Raw genomic sequence first — 13,343 nt, forward strand, 5'->3', positions numbered from 1 at the left:
CGAGTGAACCCCAGTGAAACTCCCGATCCGGAACTGCCGACATTGCGGGAACCGGTGCTGGTTGCGGCCTTCGAAGGCTGGAACGACGCGGGCGACGCCGCAAGCGGCGCCGTAGAGCATCTGGAATTGATCTGGGACGCCGAGCCGCTAGCCGAACTCGATTCCGAGGACTACTACGACTATCAGGTCAACCGGCCGACGGTACGGCAGGTAGATGGCGTGACCAGGGAAATCCAGTGGCCATCCACGATGCTCTCGGTCTGCTCGCCCCCGGGTAGCGATCGCGACATCGTGCTGTTGCGCGGCATCGAGCCCAACATGCGCTGGCGCAGCTTCTGCGAGGACCTGCTGGAGTTCATCGAACAACTCGGCGTGCAAACCGTCGTCATCCTCGGCGCGCTGCTCGCCGATACACCGCACACCCGTCCCGTTCCGGTCACCGGGTCCGCCTATAGCAAGGAGGCGGCCGAGCGGTTCAACCTGGAGCAGACCCGATATGAGGGACCGACCGGCATCACCGGCGTGCTGCAGGACCAGTGTGTGAAGGCGGGCGTGCCCGCGGTGTCGTTCTGGGCGGCCGTGCCGCATTACGTTTCGCAGCCGCCGAACCCGAAGGCCACCATCGCGCTGCTGCACCGGGTCGAGGACGTGCTCGATATCGAGGTGCCGCTCGGCGAACTGCCCACGCAGGCCGAGGAATGGGAGACCGCGGTCAACGAGATGACCGCGGGCGACGACGAGGTCAGCGAGTACGTGCGCTCGCTGGAGGAGCGCGGCGACGCGGCGGTCGACGTGAACGAGGCGATGGCCAAGATCGACGGCGACGCCATCGCGGCCGAGTTCGAGAAGTACCTGCGCAGGCGAGGTCCGGGCAGCTTCGGTCTCTGAGCGCGCCTGAGCGCGCACAACTTTGGTTGCCCGGTGTTCACCGGGGGGTCGCATCGCGGCCAGAAAGTGGCTGCCCCCTATTCTTTTCCGGGTGACCTTTCACCCGATCGTCGCGCACTTACGCAGTTTCGACGACGGGATCGCCGTCCTCTGCGCGGAATCTCCCTCGGCGAACGGCACGGCGGCGGCATCGGTGGCGGAAGGTTTGCGGCGGGTCACCTACGCGCAGCTGGCGACGCTCGTCGAGGAGTTCGCGGCCGAGCTCGGACCGACCCGGCGACTCGTCGCACTGGCCGCCCGCAACGATCTCCCTTCGCTCGTCGGGTATCTCGGCGCGCTCAGCGCGGGCTGCGTCGTGCTGCTCACCGCGGCGGTCACCGACGAGCTGCGCACCACCTACGATCCCGATGTCGTGATCGAGGACGGCAACGCGCAGGTGCGGCGCGAAACCTCCGCGCACACATTGCATCCGGATCTCGCGCTGCTGCTGAGCACCTCGGGTTCCACCGGCTCGCCGAAGCTGGTCCGGCTGTCCTCGGCGAACCTGCTGGCCAACGCGGCCGCCATCGCCGAGTACCTGACCATCGGTCCGGACGACCGGGCGGCGACGACGCTACCGATGTTCTACTGCTACGGGCTGTCGGTGGTGCACAGCTACCTGCTGCGCGGCGCCAGCCTGCTGCTCACCGAACGGTCGGTGCTGGACGACGCGTTCTGGGAGGAGTTCCGTGCCTACCGCGCAACGTCTTTCGCGGCCGTTCCCTACACCATCGACCTGCTGGACCGAATCGGCTTCTCCGACATGGAGTTACCCGACCTGCGTTACGTCACCCAGGCGGGCGGCAGGCTCGCTCCTGAGCGGGTCCGCGAGTACGCCCGGCACGGTGCGGATGCGGGCTGGGACTTCTTCGTCATGTACGGCCAGACCGAGGCGACGGCCCGAATGGCCTATCTGCCACCAGATTTGGCCGTCGAACATGCCGACTGCATCGGCGTGCCGATCCCCGGCGGCGAGTTCAGCCTGGAGCCGATCGAGGAGACGGGCGGCCACGTACGCGGGATCGATCTCGGCGGACCCGCGACCGAGGCCACCGCGCACGAGCTGGTCTATCACGGCCCCAACGTCATGCTGGGCTACGCGAAGTGCCCCGCCGATCTCGCCCTCGGTCGCACCGTAACCTCTTTGCGCACCGGCGATCTCGCGCGCCGCACCCCCGAGGGCCTCTACCAGGTGACCGGCCGACGCAGCCGCTTCGCGAAGATCTTCGGCCTGCGCATCGACCTGCAACGCCTCGAATCCGGCCTGACCGCAGCGGGTTTCACCGTCTGCTGCACCGATGACGACGAACTCCTGGTCGTCGCCGTGGAACGCCCCGTCACCGATCCGACCGACACCGCGGCACAACTGGCCGGGCTGCCCACCGCATCCGTACGGGTCTGCGCCGTCGAGGAATTGCCGCGACTGCCCAACGGCAAGCCGGACTACCCCGCCGTCCGCACCCTGTCCGCGCCCGCACCGCAGACCCGAGACGTCCGCGCGCTCTACGCAACTACCCTCGGCATCGATCCGGCGCTGATCCGCCCGGACAGTACCTTCGTCGATCTCGGCGGCAATTCGCTGACCTACGTGACCACCGCGGCCCGGGTGGAACGCGCGCTCGGCAGGCTGCCCACCGGCTGGCCGACCATGACGATCGTCGAGCTCGACCGGATCCCGCACGGCGGCACCCGATTCGGCCGCACCCTCGACACCGGCACCCTGCTGCGCGCCACCGCCATCGTGTTGATCGCGAGCTCGCACATCGGCATTTACCTACTGCTGGGTGCCGCGCACGTACTGCTCGGCGTCGCCGGATTCAACTTCGCCCGCTTCGCGGTGACCACCGCGCCGCGTGCCGAACGGTTGCGACACGCGCTGCGCACGGTGGCCTTGATCGCCGTGCCGACCGCCGCATGGGTAGCCATCACGTTGCTGTTCACCGACTACTACAGCTGGCAGAACGTGCTGCTGCTCAACAAGATTCTGGGCCCGTTCCACAGCGACACCGCGGGGCACCTCTGGTTCATCGAGGTGCTGGTCTATTTCATGGTCGCCGCGGCGCTGCTGATCCGAATCCCACTGGTGGACATGCTCGAGCGGCGCGAACCGTTCTGGTTCGGCATGGGCCTGCTCGTCATCACCCTGGTGCTGCGCTATCAGTCGTTCGGGCTCTACCCGGCGCTGGATGTGCCGCTGTCACCGCTGGCCGTATGGTTCTGTGCCCTCGGCTGGGCCGCCGCGAAGGCGACCTCGATGTGGCAGCGACTGCTGGTGAGTGCTGTCCTGTTGGCCTGTGTGCCCGGCTATTTCGACGCCCCGGACCGGGAACGACTGGTCATGGCCGGGCTGCTCGCGCTCATCTGGCTGCCCGCGATCCGGGTGCCTGCCCTGGTTGCCATCGTCGCGGCGGTGCTCGCCGACAGCTCGTTGTTCGTGTATCTCCTGCATTGGCAGGTATATCCGCTGTTCGGGCAACACCATGTTGCGGCGTTGCTCGCCTCGCTGCTGGCCGGTGTGGCCGCGACGAGGATGCTTGCGGGAGTGCGACGGCGGATGGAATTGCCCCAGCGCTGGGTGTTGCCCCGGTGGTCGGGCGTGCCGTCGTTGCGATCAGGTCTCGATGGTCCAGATCTGCGCCGCCGCCTCGCGCGCCAGTTTCGCTAGCAGAATATCCCGCGGGATCGTCTGGCCGGCAAGGTGATCGAGCGACGGAACCACTACGTGGTGCGCGTCCGCCCGCTTGAGCTCCTGGGTCAGCTCGACAAACGCCGCGCCGTCACCGGAAGTCGATTCATGGAACGTTGCGGCGAAGCAGAGCCCCTCTTCACGGGCGAGGGTGCTCATCGCATCCTCTAGCTCTTCGCTGTGGCCATCGGCCAGATCGTCACGCAAGTATCCATAGATCAACGCTTCCACCCGAACCTCCGTTGGATTGGGTACCGCTGTCCTTATGTGGATCTCCCCATTGTGGGGCACTGCGCCTTGCAAGGACAGATGCAATTGCATCTGGTTGAGATGAGATGTGTCCGGCTAACTTTCCGCTCTCATGTCCAGCATGTACAACGCCAACTTGCGAATGTAGATGTCAACCCACTGACACCTATATGCCCTATCTCGGCCACCGGGCGTTAACTGGTGCGATACTACTGACGTGGCCGCTGGAGACGATCGACCCGTCTGGGCAGTCCGGATGCGCTCCGAACGCGATGCGCGGGGGTGGTCACAAGCCGATGCCGTCCGCGTGATGCGCGCCAAGTCATCCCACAACCTGCCGACAGACAGTACACTGCTGCGTAACTGGCGCCGCTGGGAATCGGGCGAGTCGCGGCCGGATGATTTCTACGCACCCATAATCTCCGCCGCCTTCGACACTGTCACAGCGGCGTTCTTCCCCAAAGCCAGGCCGAATCGCGACGACGAGGTGCTCTCGGCAACCGGCATGGACACGCTGGAATTCATCGGGCGCCTGCGCATGTCGGACGTCTCGCCCGCCACCTTGGACGCCATCCGCATCACCGCGGAACGCCTGTGCTGCGAGTACTCCTACGCCGATCCGCACGAGCTGCACGCCGAGGGCACCGGATGGTTGCGGCGGATTACCTCGCTGCTGGACGGTCGACTGACTTTGGCGCAGCATCGCGACATCCTCGTTCTCGCGGGATGGGTTGCGCTGCTGGTGGGTTGCGTCGACTACGACCTCGGCAGGCGAACCGCCGCCGAGGCCACTCGACGCGCGGCACTCTCCCTCGGCCAGGAGGCCGAGAACGCCGAAATCACCGGCTGGAGTGCGGAAATGGCCGCTTGGTTCGCACTGACCCAGGGCAACTACCGTGGCGCGATCGATGCGGTCGACCAGGTGCTCGACATCAGCCAGAACCTCGGTGTCGGTGTCCAACTCGCCGCGCAACGGGCCAAGGCGTGGGCGCGTCTCGGCGACCGACATGAGGTCGAAACGGCCCTCGGCGAGGGCCGAGCAATTTTGCAGCGACTCGACCATCCGATCAACCTGGACAACCATTTCGTGGTCGACCCACAGAAGTTCGACTTCTACGCGATGGACTGCTGCCGCGTCGCGGGCGAGGATCGGCTCGCCGAGACCTACGCCAACGAGGTCATCCGCAACTCGACCAGGGCCGACGGCACCGTCCGCAATCCGATGCGGGTGTCCGAGGCGCATCTCACCCTCGCGGTGGTCGCGGTGCGCAATCGCGATCTGGAACTCGCGGTCGATGAGGGACTGCGCGCGTTCGCGGGTAAACGTCGTTCACTGCCCTCGCTGATGTGGATCGCGGGCGAGACCGCGCGCGAAATCATCGCCCGCTACCCCGGCGATCCGCGCGCCCGCGTGTACCTCGACCAGCTGCGTTCGCTGTCGAGCGAGTGACCGGTAGCGAACCGGCACAGCCCGTTTCATCGGCGAACACCCGGCAAACAGGACACGGCCACGCCGAACTGGGCATGTACCCGCTGTCGGCGACCGGCCCGCTACTACCCTGTTCCCGGTGACCGACTCCGTCGACGCCGCCGCGAGCGCCTCCGTCCTGTGGGACGACCGGCTGCGGCTGTTTTCCTTCGCCACCGCCGAGCGCCGTGCCGACTATCTGTGGGTGCTGCGCGCCTTCGACAGCGCGCGGGCCGCCTATGTGGTGTTGCTGCATGCCGACGACGTGGCGGAGTGGATCGAGCGCAACGGACACAACCTGCGGACACCCGATTCGCCCGAGGTCGCCGAGCCGACTCCCGTACCCGCCCCTGACGTCGAGGGCCAGCAACATACAGAGGACAAGGAGTCCAGTCAGTCTGCTGCAAAACCGCAGGCCGACGAAGGTCCCGCGAGTGCCCAGGCCTGGTCGAGCGAGCGCGGGACCCGGCAGAACGCGCCTCGGCTCACCGCCGCCGAAATCGGTCCGCTACTCGATCAACTCCACCAATGGGGCGTGCTGGAGCGCAGTTACGACGGCACCCGCGCCGCCACCCTGGCCGAATACCGCAACCGGCACTTCGTCTACCAGTTCTCCCAGGCCGGGTTCCAGGCCTACCGCGCGGTCGCGGGGGTTCTCAACGCCCGGCTCGACGAGGCGTCGCTGTCGCGGCTGGTGCTGCCGGAGTTGCTGGCCGACCTGCACACCCTCGCCACGGCCAATCGCGAGGGCGACGCCGAGCGGGTTTACCGCACGCTGCGCCGCCTCGACGCCGCACTGACCGACATGGCGGCCCGCGCGGCCCACTTCTATCTGTCGCTGGGCGATCTCGTGCGGACCACCGAGATCACCCCGGAATCGTTTCTGGCACACAAGGACGCGCTGCTCGCGCACATGCGCGAATTCAGCCTCGACCTGGCCCGATTCGTGCCGCGGCTGGCCGGCGCGATCGCCGAGATCGAGGAGACCGGCGTCGACGAGCTGATCGAACGCGCCGCCGGGTGCGACGAACGGGTGCTGCTGAGTTTCGCCGAGCGGCAGGCGGATTGGCACGCGCGCTGGGACGGCCTGCGGACCTGGTTCGTCGCCGCAGGCACCGGCGAGCACGCGGGCACCACCGAGGCGGAACGGCTGCGCGAGGCGACGATGAGCGCCATCGCCGCCGTGCTCTCGCTGCTGCGGCGGGTCACCGAGACGCGGCGCGGTGGTGTGAGCCGGGAGTCGGCGCTGCGGCATCTGGCGGGCTGGTTCACCGCCGCACCGAGCGCGGACAGCGCGCACGCCCTCTTCGACGCCGTGTTCGGCCTCGGCAGGCCGCGCCACTTGGCCATGGAACACCCGGACGCGGACCTCATACCCGCCCAGCGATCCTGGTGGGAGGCACCGCCGCTGGAGATCTCGCGCACGCTGGCCGAGACTGGGCGACCGCCCTCGGCCGGGGCGCCCGCGCGAATCCATCGCAACGACGCGGGTATTCGAAGGTTGCGCGAGGTCCAGCTGGACGCGCAGCGGGCCCGCGCCGACGCCGCCAAGTCCCTCGCCTCCGCCGACGTGCACGACCGCGTGCTCGACGAACGGGAGACCGAGGTGCTGCTGCGACTGCTCGACGCCGCCTCCACCGCGTGGGTGCCGGTGAGCGGTCGGGTCGCCGGGACCACCGGATCCGACAGCGGCGTCACCCTGACCGTCTCGGAGCACGACGGTTCGACCATCGTGCAGACCGCGCACGGACTGCTGCACCTGAACAACCGCAGGCTCGAGGTACGTCAGACCATGCGGACCCGGCCGCGCGGCAACGGGGGGCGCGCATGATGCACGGACGCAAGATCGATTCCCTTGCGCTGGACAACTATCAGCGCGCCGCCCGGGTCATCCTCGCCAATCACCTGGTGACCAGGACCTATCCGGATCGGATCGCGCTGCCGCTGATCCGGCGGTGGGCCACCGAGTTGCGGGAGGACCTGGCCGAGCTGTTCGGCTACCGGCTGGAGGTCACCGAGACCACCGCGCGAGTGTTCCCGATCATCGACCGGCTCGATGCGGGCAAGCCCGCCCGCACACCGGCCGACCGTCTCTTCGATCGGCGCAGGTACGCGTACCTGGCGCTCTCCATCGCCGCGCTCGGCCGGGCGGGCGATCAGATCACGTTGTCGGAGTTGGCCGATCAGGTCGCCGCCTACGCAGGCCGGGTCGAGGGTCTGGAGCTGTCCACCGATCGCGCGGCGGATCGGGACGCGTTCGTCGACGCGGTCGGCTGGCTGACCCATCGCGGCGCGCTCACCCTGGCCGACGGCGACGCGGGCGGCTGGGCCAGCGATCCCGAGGCGGGCGAGGCGCTCTACGACATCGACCGGCCGGTGGTCTTCGCGCTGTTCCGGCCGCCGCGCGCGCTGCAACATCTGCACAGCGTGCGCGGGCTGCTCACCGAAGAGGCCGCGGGCGCAGCCGGTCCCGGGCACGCGCCGACCGCGGCCGACCTGGCCCGGCGGGTGCGCCGGACGCTGGTCGAGCGACCGGTGGTGTACCTCGACGACCTCGCGCCGGAGGAACGGCCGGTGCTCGGGCAGGATCGGATCGTCGCCGATGTCGAGCTGTTCACCGGGCTGAAGGCCGAACGCCGGGCGGAAGGGGTCGCGTTGATCGATACCTCCGGGCGGCTCTCGGACATTCGATTCCCGAGCACCGGTACCTTGGCGCAGGTGGGGCTGTTGCTGGCCGGTGAGATCGCCGACCGGGTGCTCGATATCGACAGTCCGGTGGAGCGCCGGACGGCCGCGCCGGACGCGGGCGAAGCGCTCGCGGCGCAGTTGGACGGCGCGATCCCGGAGTCGACGGTCTTCGCGCCGCTGGCCGAGCTGCGGGCGCTCGATGACCTTTCGGCACAATCGGATTCGGAGTTCGACGCTGAAGAACAGGTCGAGACGACGTATCCGCTGATCGACTCATCGTGGGTACGGGAGACCGTGCAGGCACTCGCCGATCGGTACGGCGCAACGTTCGCCGCGCAATGGCAGGCCGATGTGCCCGGCCTGACCACCGAGGTGGTCGCCCTGCTGGAGCGGCTGCGCCTGGTGCGGACGGTCGACGACGGGCTGCTGATCATGCCTGCCCTCGCCCGCTATCGGGGCGCGGTCGTCACGGTTCGCGCCAAGCGCACCGAGGAACTGTTCGTCACCGCGGCCGACACCTATGGGTCGGACAGCACTGGCACGGAAGGGAACTGAGGCGATGTCGCTCATTCACGGCGGAGTGCGGTTCATCCCGACCCGCGCCGGAATCGTCAACCTGTGGGACTACCGCGACCAGGAATTCTGCTTCGCCGACGGCAGATTGGTGCTGCGCGGACCGAACGGGTCCGGCAAGACCAAGGCCCTGGAGGTGCTGTTCCCGTTCGTGCTGGACGGGCGGATCGAGCCGCGCAGGCTCAACCCGTTCGCCGGTGAAGAACGCACGATGAAGTCGAACCTGTTGTACCGCAAGCAGGAATCGGCCTACTCCTATGTCTGGATGGAGTTCGCGCGCGGCGACTGGGACGACGCGGAGGCGGTGACCGTCGGCATCGGCATGCGCGCCACCCGCTCCTCGGACAAGGTGACCCGCTGGTACTTCGTCGCCGACGGCCGGGTCGGCATCGACTTCTCCCTCATCGGGCCCGACGATCGGCCGTTCACCCGCAAGCAGCTGGCCGAGCAGATCGGCACCGACGCCATCGTGGATCGTCCGGTGGAATACCGAAATGCCATCGACGCCAGGATGTTCGGGCTCGGCACCCAGCGCTACGACCAGCTGATCAACCTGATCCTCACGCTGCGCCGCCCGCAGCTGGCGAAAAACCTGGACCCGCGCGGACTTTCGCAGGCCCTCACCGATGGTCTGCGCCCGCTCGACGAGCAGCTGATCCTGGACGCGGCCCGCTCGTTCAGCGACATGGAGGAGGTCGGCCGCACCCTGGAGGGGCTTGTGCACGCCGATAGCGCCACCCGCACCTTCGTCGACGTCTACCGCAAATACCTTGCGGTGCAGGCCAAGACGGACGTCGACCAGCTGCGCACCCGGCTCGACGCGGTCACCCACGCGAGCACCGCACTGTTCGCCGCGACCGCGCTGCGGGAACGTCGCGAGGGCGAACGCGCCGCCGCCGAGGCGCGCGCCGAGGACGCCGACCGCGCCTACGAGCACGCGCTCGGCGACCGGGAGAACCTGCAACGCTCCAGCGCCTACGAGGGCAAGCAGCAGCTCGACGATCTCGCCGACGCGGTCCGTCGGCTGGAGACCTCGGCGGGCGTGCACGGCGACAAGGCACTCAAGGCCCGGCAGACCCTCGATCAGCGGGCACAGGAAGCCGAACGCGCCCGCACCGCGGTTCGCACGGCCGCCGCGGCATTGGCTCGGGGCGAGGACGAATTGCGTTCCGCCGCAGAGGAAGCCGGGATCGACTGGACGGCGCTGTCCGAGGGCGCCCGGGCCGACCAGCTCACCGCGACGGTGCGCGCGCATGCCGAGGAACGCGACGCCGACGTGCGCGCGGTGCGGCAGGCCATGGGAATCATGGAGACCGCCGCCGCCGAACGCACCAGGGCCGAACGGCTCGCCGAACGCGCACGCGAGCTGAGCGAGGCGGCGGCCGCCGAGGTCGCGCACGCCGAGGCGGCGGTCGTGCTGGCGCGCACCGAAGCCGGTAGCGCACTGCGCAGTTGGTGGGAGGAGCACCGCGAGGTCTACTCCCCCATCGGTAACGGACTGTTCGAGGACCTCGATACCGCGCTCGCCCAGGCGGGTTCGGAGGAGGCGACGGTCGCGGAGGTGCTCGCCGAGCGCACCGAGGCACTGATCGACGAGATCCGCAACGACCGCCAAGAAGCGCGCGGGCGCGCGGCGACGGCGGGCGAGCAGATCGCCGAGCTGACCGCCGAACGCGACCGGGTCGCCGCGCAAAGCGACGACGCGCCACCGGCTTTCGCCGCCCGCGTGCGCGACACCGACGACCGCCCGGGCGCCCCACTGTGGCGGCTGGTGCGCTTCGCCGATGACGTGAAGCGACCGGTGGCCGCCGGTATCGAGGCCGCCCTGCACGCCGCCGATCTGCTCGACGGCTGGATCTGCGCCGAGCCACCCGCGAAGTACGACTCGGACCAGTTCCTCGTCCCGCTCCCGGCCAAGGAACGGCCGAAGGGCCGCACCCTCGCCGATGTCCTTGTCGTCGAGGAGGATTCGGACGGGCTGAAGGTGCCACGGCAAGCCGTCGCCGATGTGCTCGCCTCCATCGCCCTGCACGAGGGCAAGGGCGATCCGGCCGCCGGTATCGCGGTCAGCACGGCGGGCGGCTTCCGGCAGGGCGTGCAGGTAGGCAGGCACCACAAGGCGGACGCCGAGTTCATCGGCGCCACCGCCCGGGCCCGCCGCCGCGAGCTCCGGCTGACCGAACTCGCCGCCGCCCTCGAGGCGGCAGGCGAAGCCCAGCGCGGGGCACAGGACCAGGAGGCCGAGGCCACCGCCGAGCTCGCGCGAATCTCGGCCGCCGCCAAGGCCTTGCCGCGCGCCACCGCGGTCACCACCGCGTTGCGCGCGGTCTCCGAGACAGCGGGCATGATGCGTTCCCGCTCCGAGGCCGCCACCCAGGCCGAGCGCGACCTCGACCAGGCCGTCGCCGACACCACCGCGGTCGAGAAGAAGCTGCGCGCCGCCGCGACCAAACACCGGACCCCGCGCGAACCACGCGAACTCGACGCACTGGCCGCGGCCATCCGGCACTTCGAGAACACCGGCACCGGCCTGCTGCGCCTGCGCACCGAACACGACCGAGAGAAAGAACGCGAACGCGAGGGCACCGACCGGCACGACGAGGCCAAGGATCTGGCCGAGGCGTTCGCCGAGGAGGCCGAGGCGGCCAAGTCGGGCTACCAGGAGCAGCTGCGCAAGCTCGAAACCCTGCGCGAGGCACTGGGTGCGGGCGCGGCCGACATCGATCAGGAACTCGAGAAGGCACGCGCGAAGATCGAGGCGACCAAGGCCGAGCAGAAGGCCGCGCGCAAGGCCGCCAACGAGGCCATCGAGGCGATCGGCGATGCCGAGGCCGCCTACCGGACCGCGCACGAATCACTGGGCACCGCACTGACCGAGGTGCTCGCCGACGTGAAAGCCCTTGCCCCGTATGCCCGGCCGGACCTGCTCCGGCTGCTCGGCGCGTCGGCGGAGGGCCGCTGGCCGAGCAGCGAGGCCGCCTGGTCCACGCCCGAGCAACTGCTCTACCGGATTTCCCAGGCGGGACCGGAGGCCGAGCCGCAGGTACTGCCGGAAGAAGTCGCCGAACTCTTCGAAAGCCTCACCACCGCAACGTCTTCGGTGCGTGCCAGCGAGGCGACCCGCAAGTCGACCCGCAGCGCCGTCACGGCGGCATTGCAGGAGTTCGATGCCGCGCTCTCCGGGTCCGGCCGCGACTACCGGTTGCAGTGGGACGCCGCCGACGGGCTGACCGTGGTGCAGGTGCAGGACGACGACGGCATGTCGGCGCTCGCCGACTTCGCCTCCCGCATCGACGGTGCCCGCAAGGATCAGGAGTTGCTGCTCACCGACGCCGAGCGGCGCATCCTGGAGGACGCGCTGCTGACCGGCCTGGCCCAGCAGATCTACGAACGCACCAGCGACGCACGCGATCTCATCGCCAGGATGGGCGCGGAGATGAAGCAGCGCCGCATGTCCTCCGGCAACACCATCGGCGTGCACTGGATACTCGCCGACACGCTGTCCGATCCGGCACGGGCCATGTGCAAGCTGCTCGACCGCGACGCGTCGGTCCTCGGCGCGGACGAACTCGCCACCATCCGTGCGCATTTCGCGTCCGAGATCCGCGCGGCCCGCGCCGCACACCCGGAACGCTCCTACCCGGAGATCCTGGCGGCCACCCTGGATTACCGCACCTGGCGGGTGTTCTCGTTCACCCTCATCTCCGCCGACGGCAGCGAGGACAAGCTCACCGTGGCCAGGCACAGCGCGCTCTCCGGCGGCGAGCAGTCGGTCTCGCTGCACCTGCCGCTGTTCGCCGCCGCGCACGTCATGCTGGACTCGGCCGACCCGCAGGCCCCGCGCCTGCTCGCGCTCGACGAGGCGTTCGCCGGTGTCGACGACAACGGCCGCAGCGAATTGCTCGGCCTCAGCGTGCAATTCGACCTCGACCTGTTCATGACCGGCTACGACCTCTGGATCACCTACTCACACGTCCCCGGCTGCGCGCACTACGACCTCGCGCACGCCGCCGCCGAAAACACCGTCAGCGCAACCCTTCTGGTCTGGGACAGCGGCGACCTGCTCGCCGAACACGACGGCACCGACCTCACCGCCGCCCTCGGCTCGCCCAACCGCCGCCGGGTACACACCACGATCGAGGGCGGCATCGAGCTGTCACCGGTCAGCTAGACCCGAATGCGGCGCGCATCCACGTGCCGTGTCCCATACGCGCCGCCGACAACAAGCTGTCGGCGGCGCGTTCCTCTTGCTATGTTTGGTCGTTGCGTTCAGGCTCGGCGCAGCTGGGGGTCCAACACCATTTCCGTTGGCGTGTAGGAAAGTTGGGGTTCGTCATGCATATTCGTGCTGCCGTCGCTACGCTCGGAATCGGCGCGGGACTCGCCGCGATCGCCGTGTCGGCCGGGGCCGGCCAGGCCGCTGCGGTCACACCGCTGAACATACCGGAGTTCGGTCTCTACGGCGTGGGACTGGACCACTCGGAGTCCGTCGCGCTGCGCAATTCGCCGTTGCCCGGACTGCTGGATCCGTTGTGGCGCGCCAACGGGGTCGCCATCGTCATCCCCCTCGCCGATGAAGAGAACGCGTACTACGCCGACTTCTCCGGCGCGGTCGCCGCGTCGGCCGCCTCCCCCGCGGGCGAGGTCTCCGTCATGCTCCTCCTCCCCACGCCGACCGACGCTCCCGGCACCAACCCCGCCCTGCTGGCCTTCGGCTTCGTGGAGTGACCGGTAGTTCCGGACCGCACTACG

At 69.0% G+C, this 13,343-nt stretch carries 8 protein-coding genes; 7 read left to right on the forward strand and 1 reads right to left on the reverse strand.

Annotated elements, in window-relative coordinates:
• The first annotated feature begins 3 nt into the window (after positions 1–3).
• Both ACQPW1_RS32070 and ACQPW1_RS32075 read left to right on the forward strand, forming a co-directional pair.
• A complete protein-coding gene (locus ACQPW1_RS32070) occupies positions 4–888 on the forward strand; it encodes a PAC2 family protein (RefSeq protein ID WP_107657725.1) in 885 nt (294 codons plus the stop codon).
• A 91-nt stretch (positions 889–979) separates the two neighbouring features.
• Positions 980–3,592: an AMP-binding protein gene (locus ACQPW1_RS32075; RefSeq protein WP_433655497.1), complete on the forward strand. Its 2,613-nt coding sequence runs from the start codon at positions 980–982 to the stop codon at positions 3,590–3,592.
• On the opposite strand, the gene ACQPW1_RS32080 is transcribed toward ACQPW1_RS32075, so the two are convergent.
• On the reverse strand, positions 3,539–3,844 hold the full coding sequence (locus ACQPW1_RS32080; RefSeq protein WP_379290330.1) for a hypothetical protein: 306 nt from the start codon (positions 3,842–3,844) through the stop codon (positions 3,539–3,541). The two genes, ACQPW1_RS32075 and ACQPW1_RS32080, sit on opposite strands and share 54 nt — an antisense overlap.
• A 235-nt stretch (positions 3,845–4,079) precedes the next feature.
• Here ACQPW1_RS32080 and ACQPW1_RS32085 point away from each other — a divergent pair, with 235 nt between their 5' ends.
• The 5 genes from ACQPW1_RS32085 to ACQPW1_RS32105 all read left to right on the forward strand — a co-directional run bounded on the left by ACQPW1_RS32085 (position 4,080) and on the right by ACQPW1_RS32105 (position 13,319).
• Positions 4,080–5,312, forward strand: a complete 1,233-nt coding sequence (locus ACQPW1_RS32085) for an XRE family transcriptional regulator (RefSeq protein ID WP_433655498.1) — start codon at positions 4,080–4,082, stop codon at positions 5,310–5,312.
• Between the two features lie 172 nt (positions 5,313–5,484).
• Entirely contained in the window at positions 5,485–7,161 is a 1,677-nt protein-coding gene (locus tag ACQPW1_RS32090) for a TIGR02677 family protein (protein WP_433665383.1), read from the forward strand.
• Positions 7,161–8,573 (forward strand): TIGR02678 family protein, encoded by a 1,413-nt coding sequence (locus tag ACQPW1_RS32095; RefSeq protein WP_433665384.1) that lies wholly within the window; start codon positions 7,161–7,163, stop codon positions 8,571–8,573. The genes ACQPW1_RS32090 and ACQPW1_RS32095 overlap by 1 nt, the downstream gene beginning before the upstream one ends.
• 4 nt (positions 8,574–8,577) lie before the next feature.
• Positions 8,578–12,762: a TIGR02680 family protein gene (locus ACQPW1_RS32100; RefSeq protein ID WP_433655499.1), complete on the forward strand. Its 4,185-nt coding sequence runs from the start codon at positions 8,578–8,580 to the stop codon at positions 12,760–12,762.
• A 164-nt stretch (positions 12,763–12,926) separates the two neighbouring features.
• A complete protein-coding gene (locus tag ACQPW1_RS32105; RefSeq protein ID WP_433655500.1) occupies positions 12,927–13,319 on the forward strand; it encodes a hypothetical protein in 393 nt (130 codons plus the stop codon).
• Positions 13,320–13,343: the final 24 nt, after the last annotated feature.

This window comes from Nocardia sp. CA-128927 (assembly GCF_050955855.1).
Taxonomy (GTDB): domain Bacteria; phylum Actinomycetota; class Actinomycetes; order Mycobacteriales; family Mycobacteriaceae; genus Nocardia.

Bases quoted from the DNA above. Each gene is read 5' to 3' on its own strand.
- ACQPW1_RS32105 (WP_433655500.1), top strand. From the start codon at position 12,927: ATGCATATTCGTGCTGCCGTCGCTACGCTCGGAATCGGCGCGGGACTC.
- ACQPW1_RS32095 (WP_433665384.1), top strand. From the start codon at position 7,161: ATGCACGGACGCAAGATCGATTCCCTTGCGCTGGACAACTATCAGCGC.
- ACQPW1_RS32100 (WP_433655499.1), top strand. From the start codon at position 8,578: ATGTCGCTCATTCACGGCGGAGTGCGGTTCATCCCGACCCGCGCCGGA.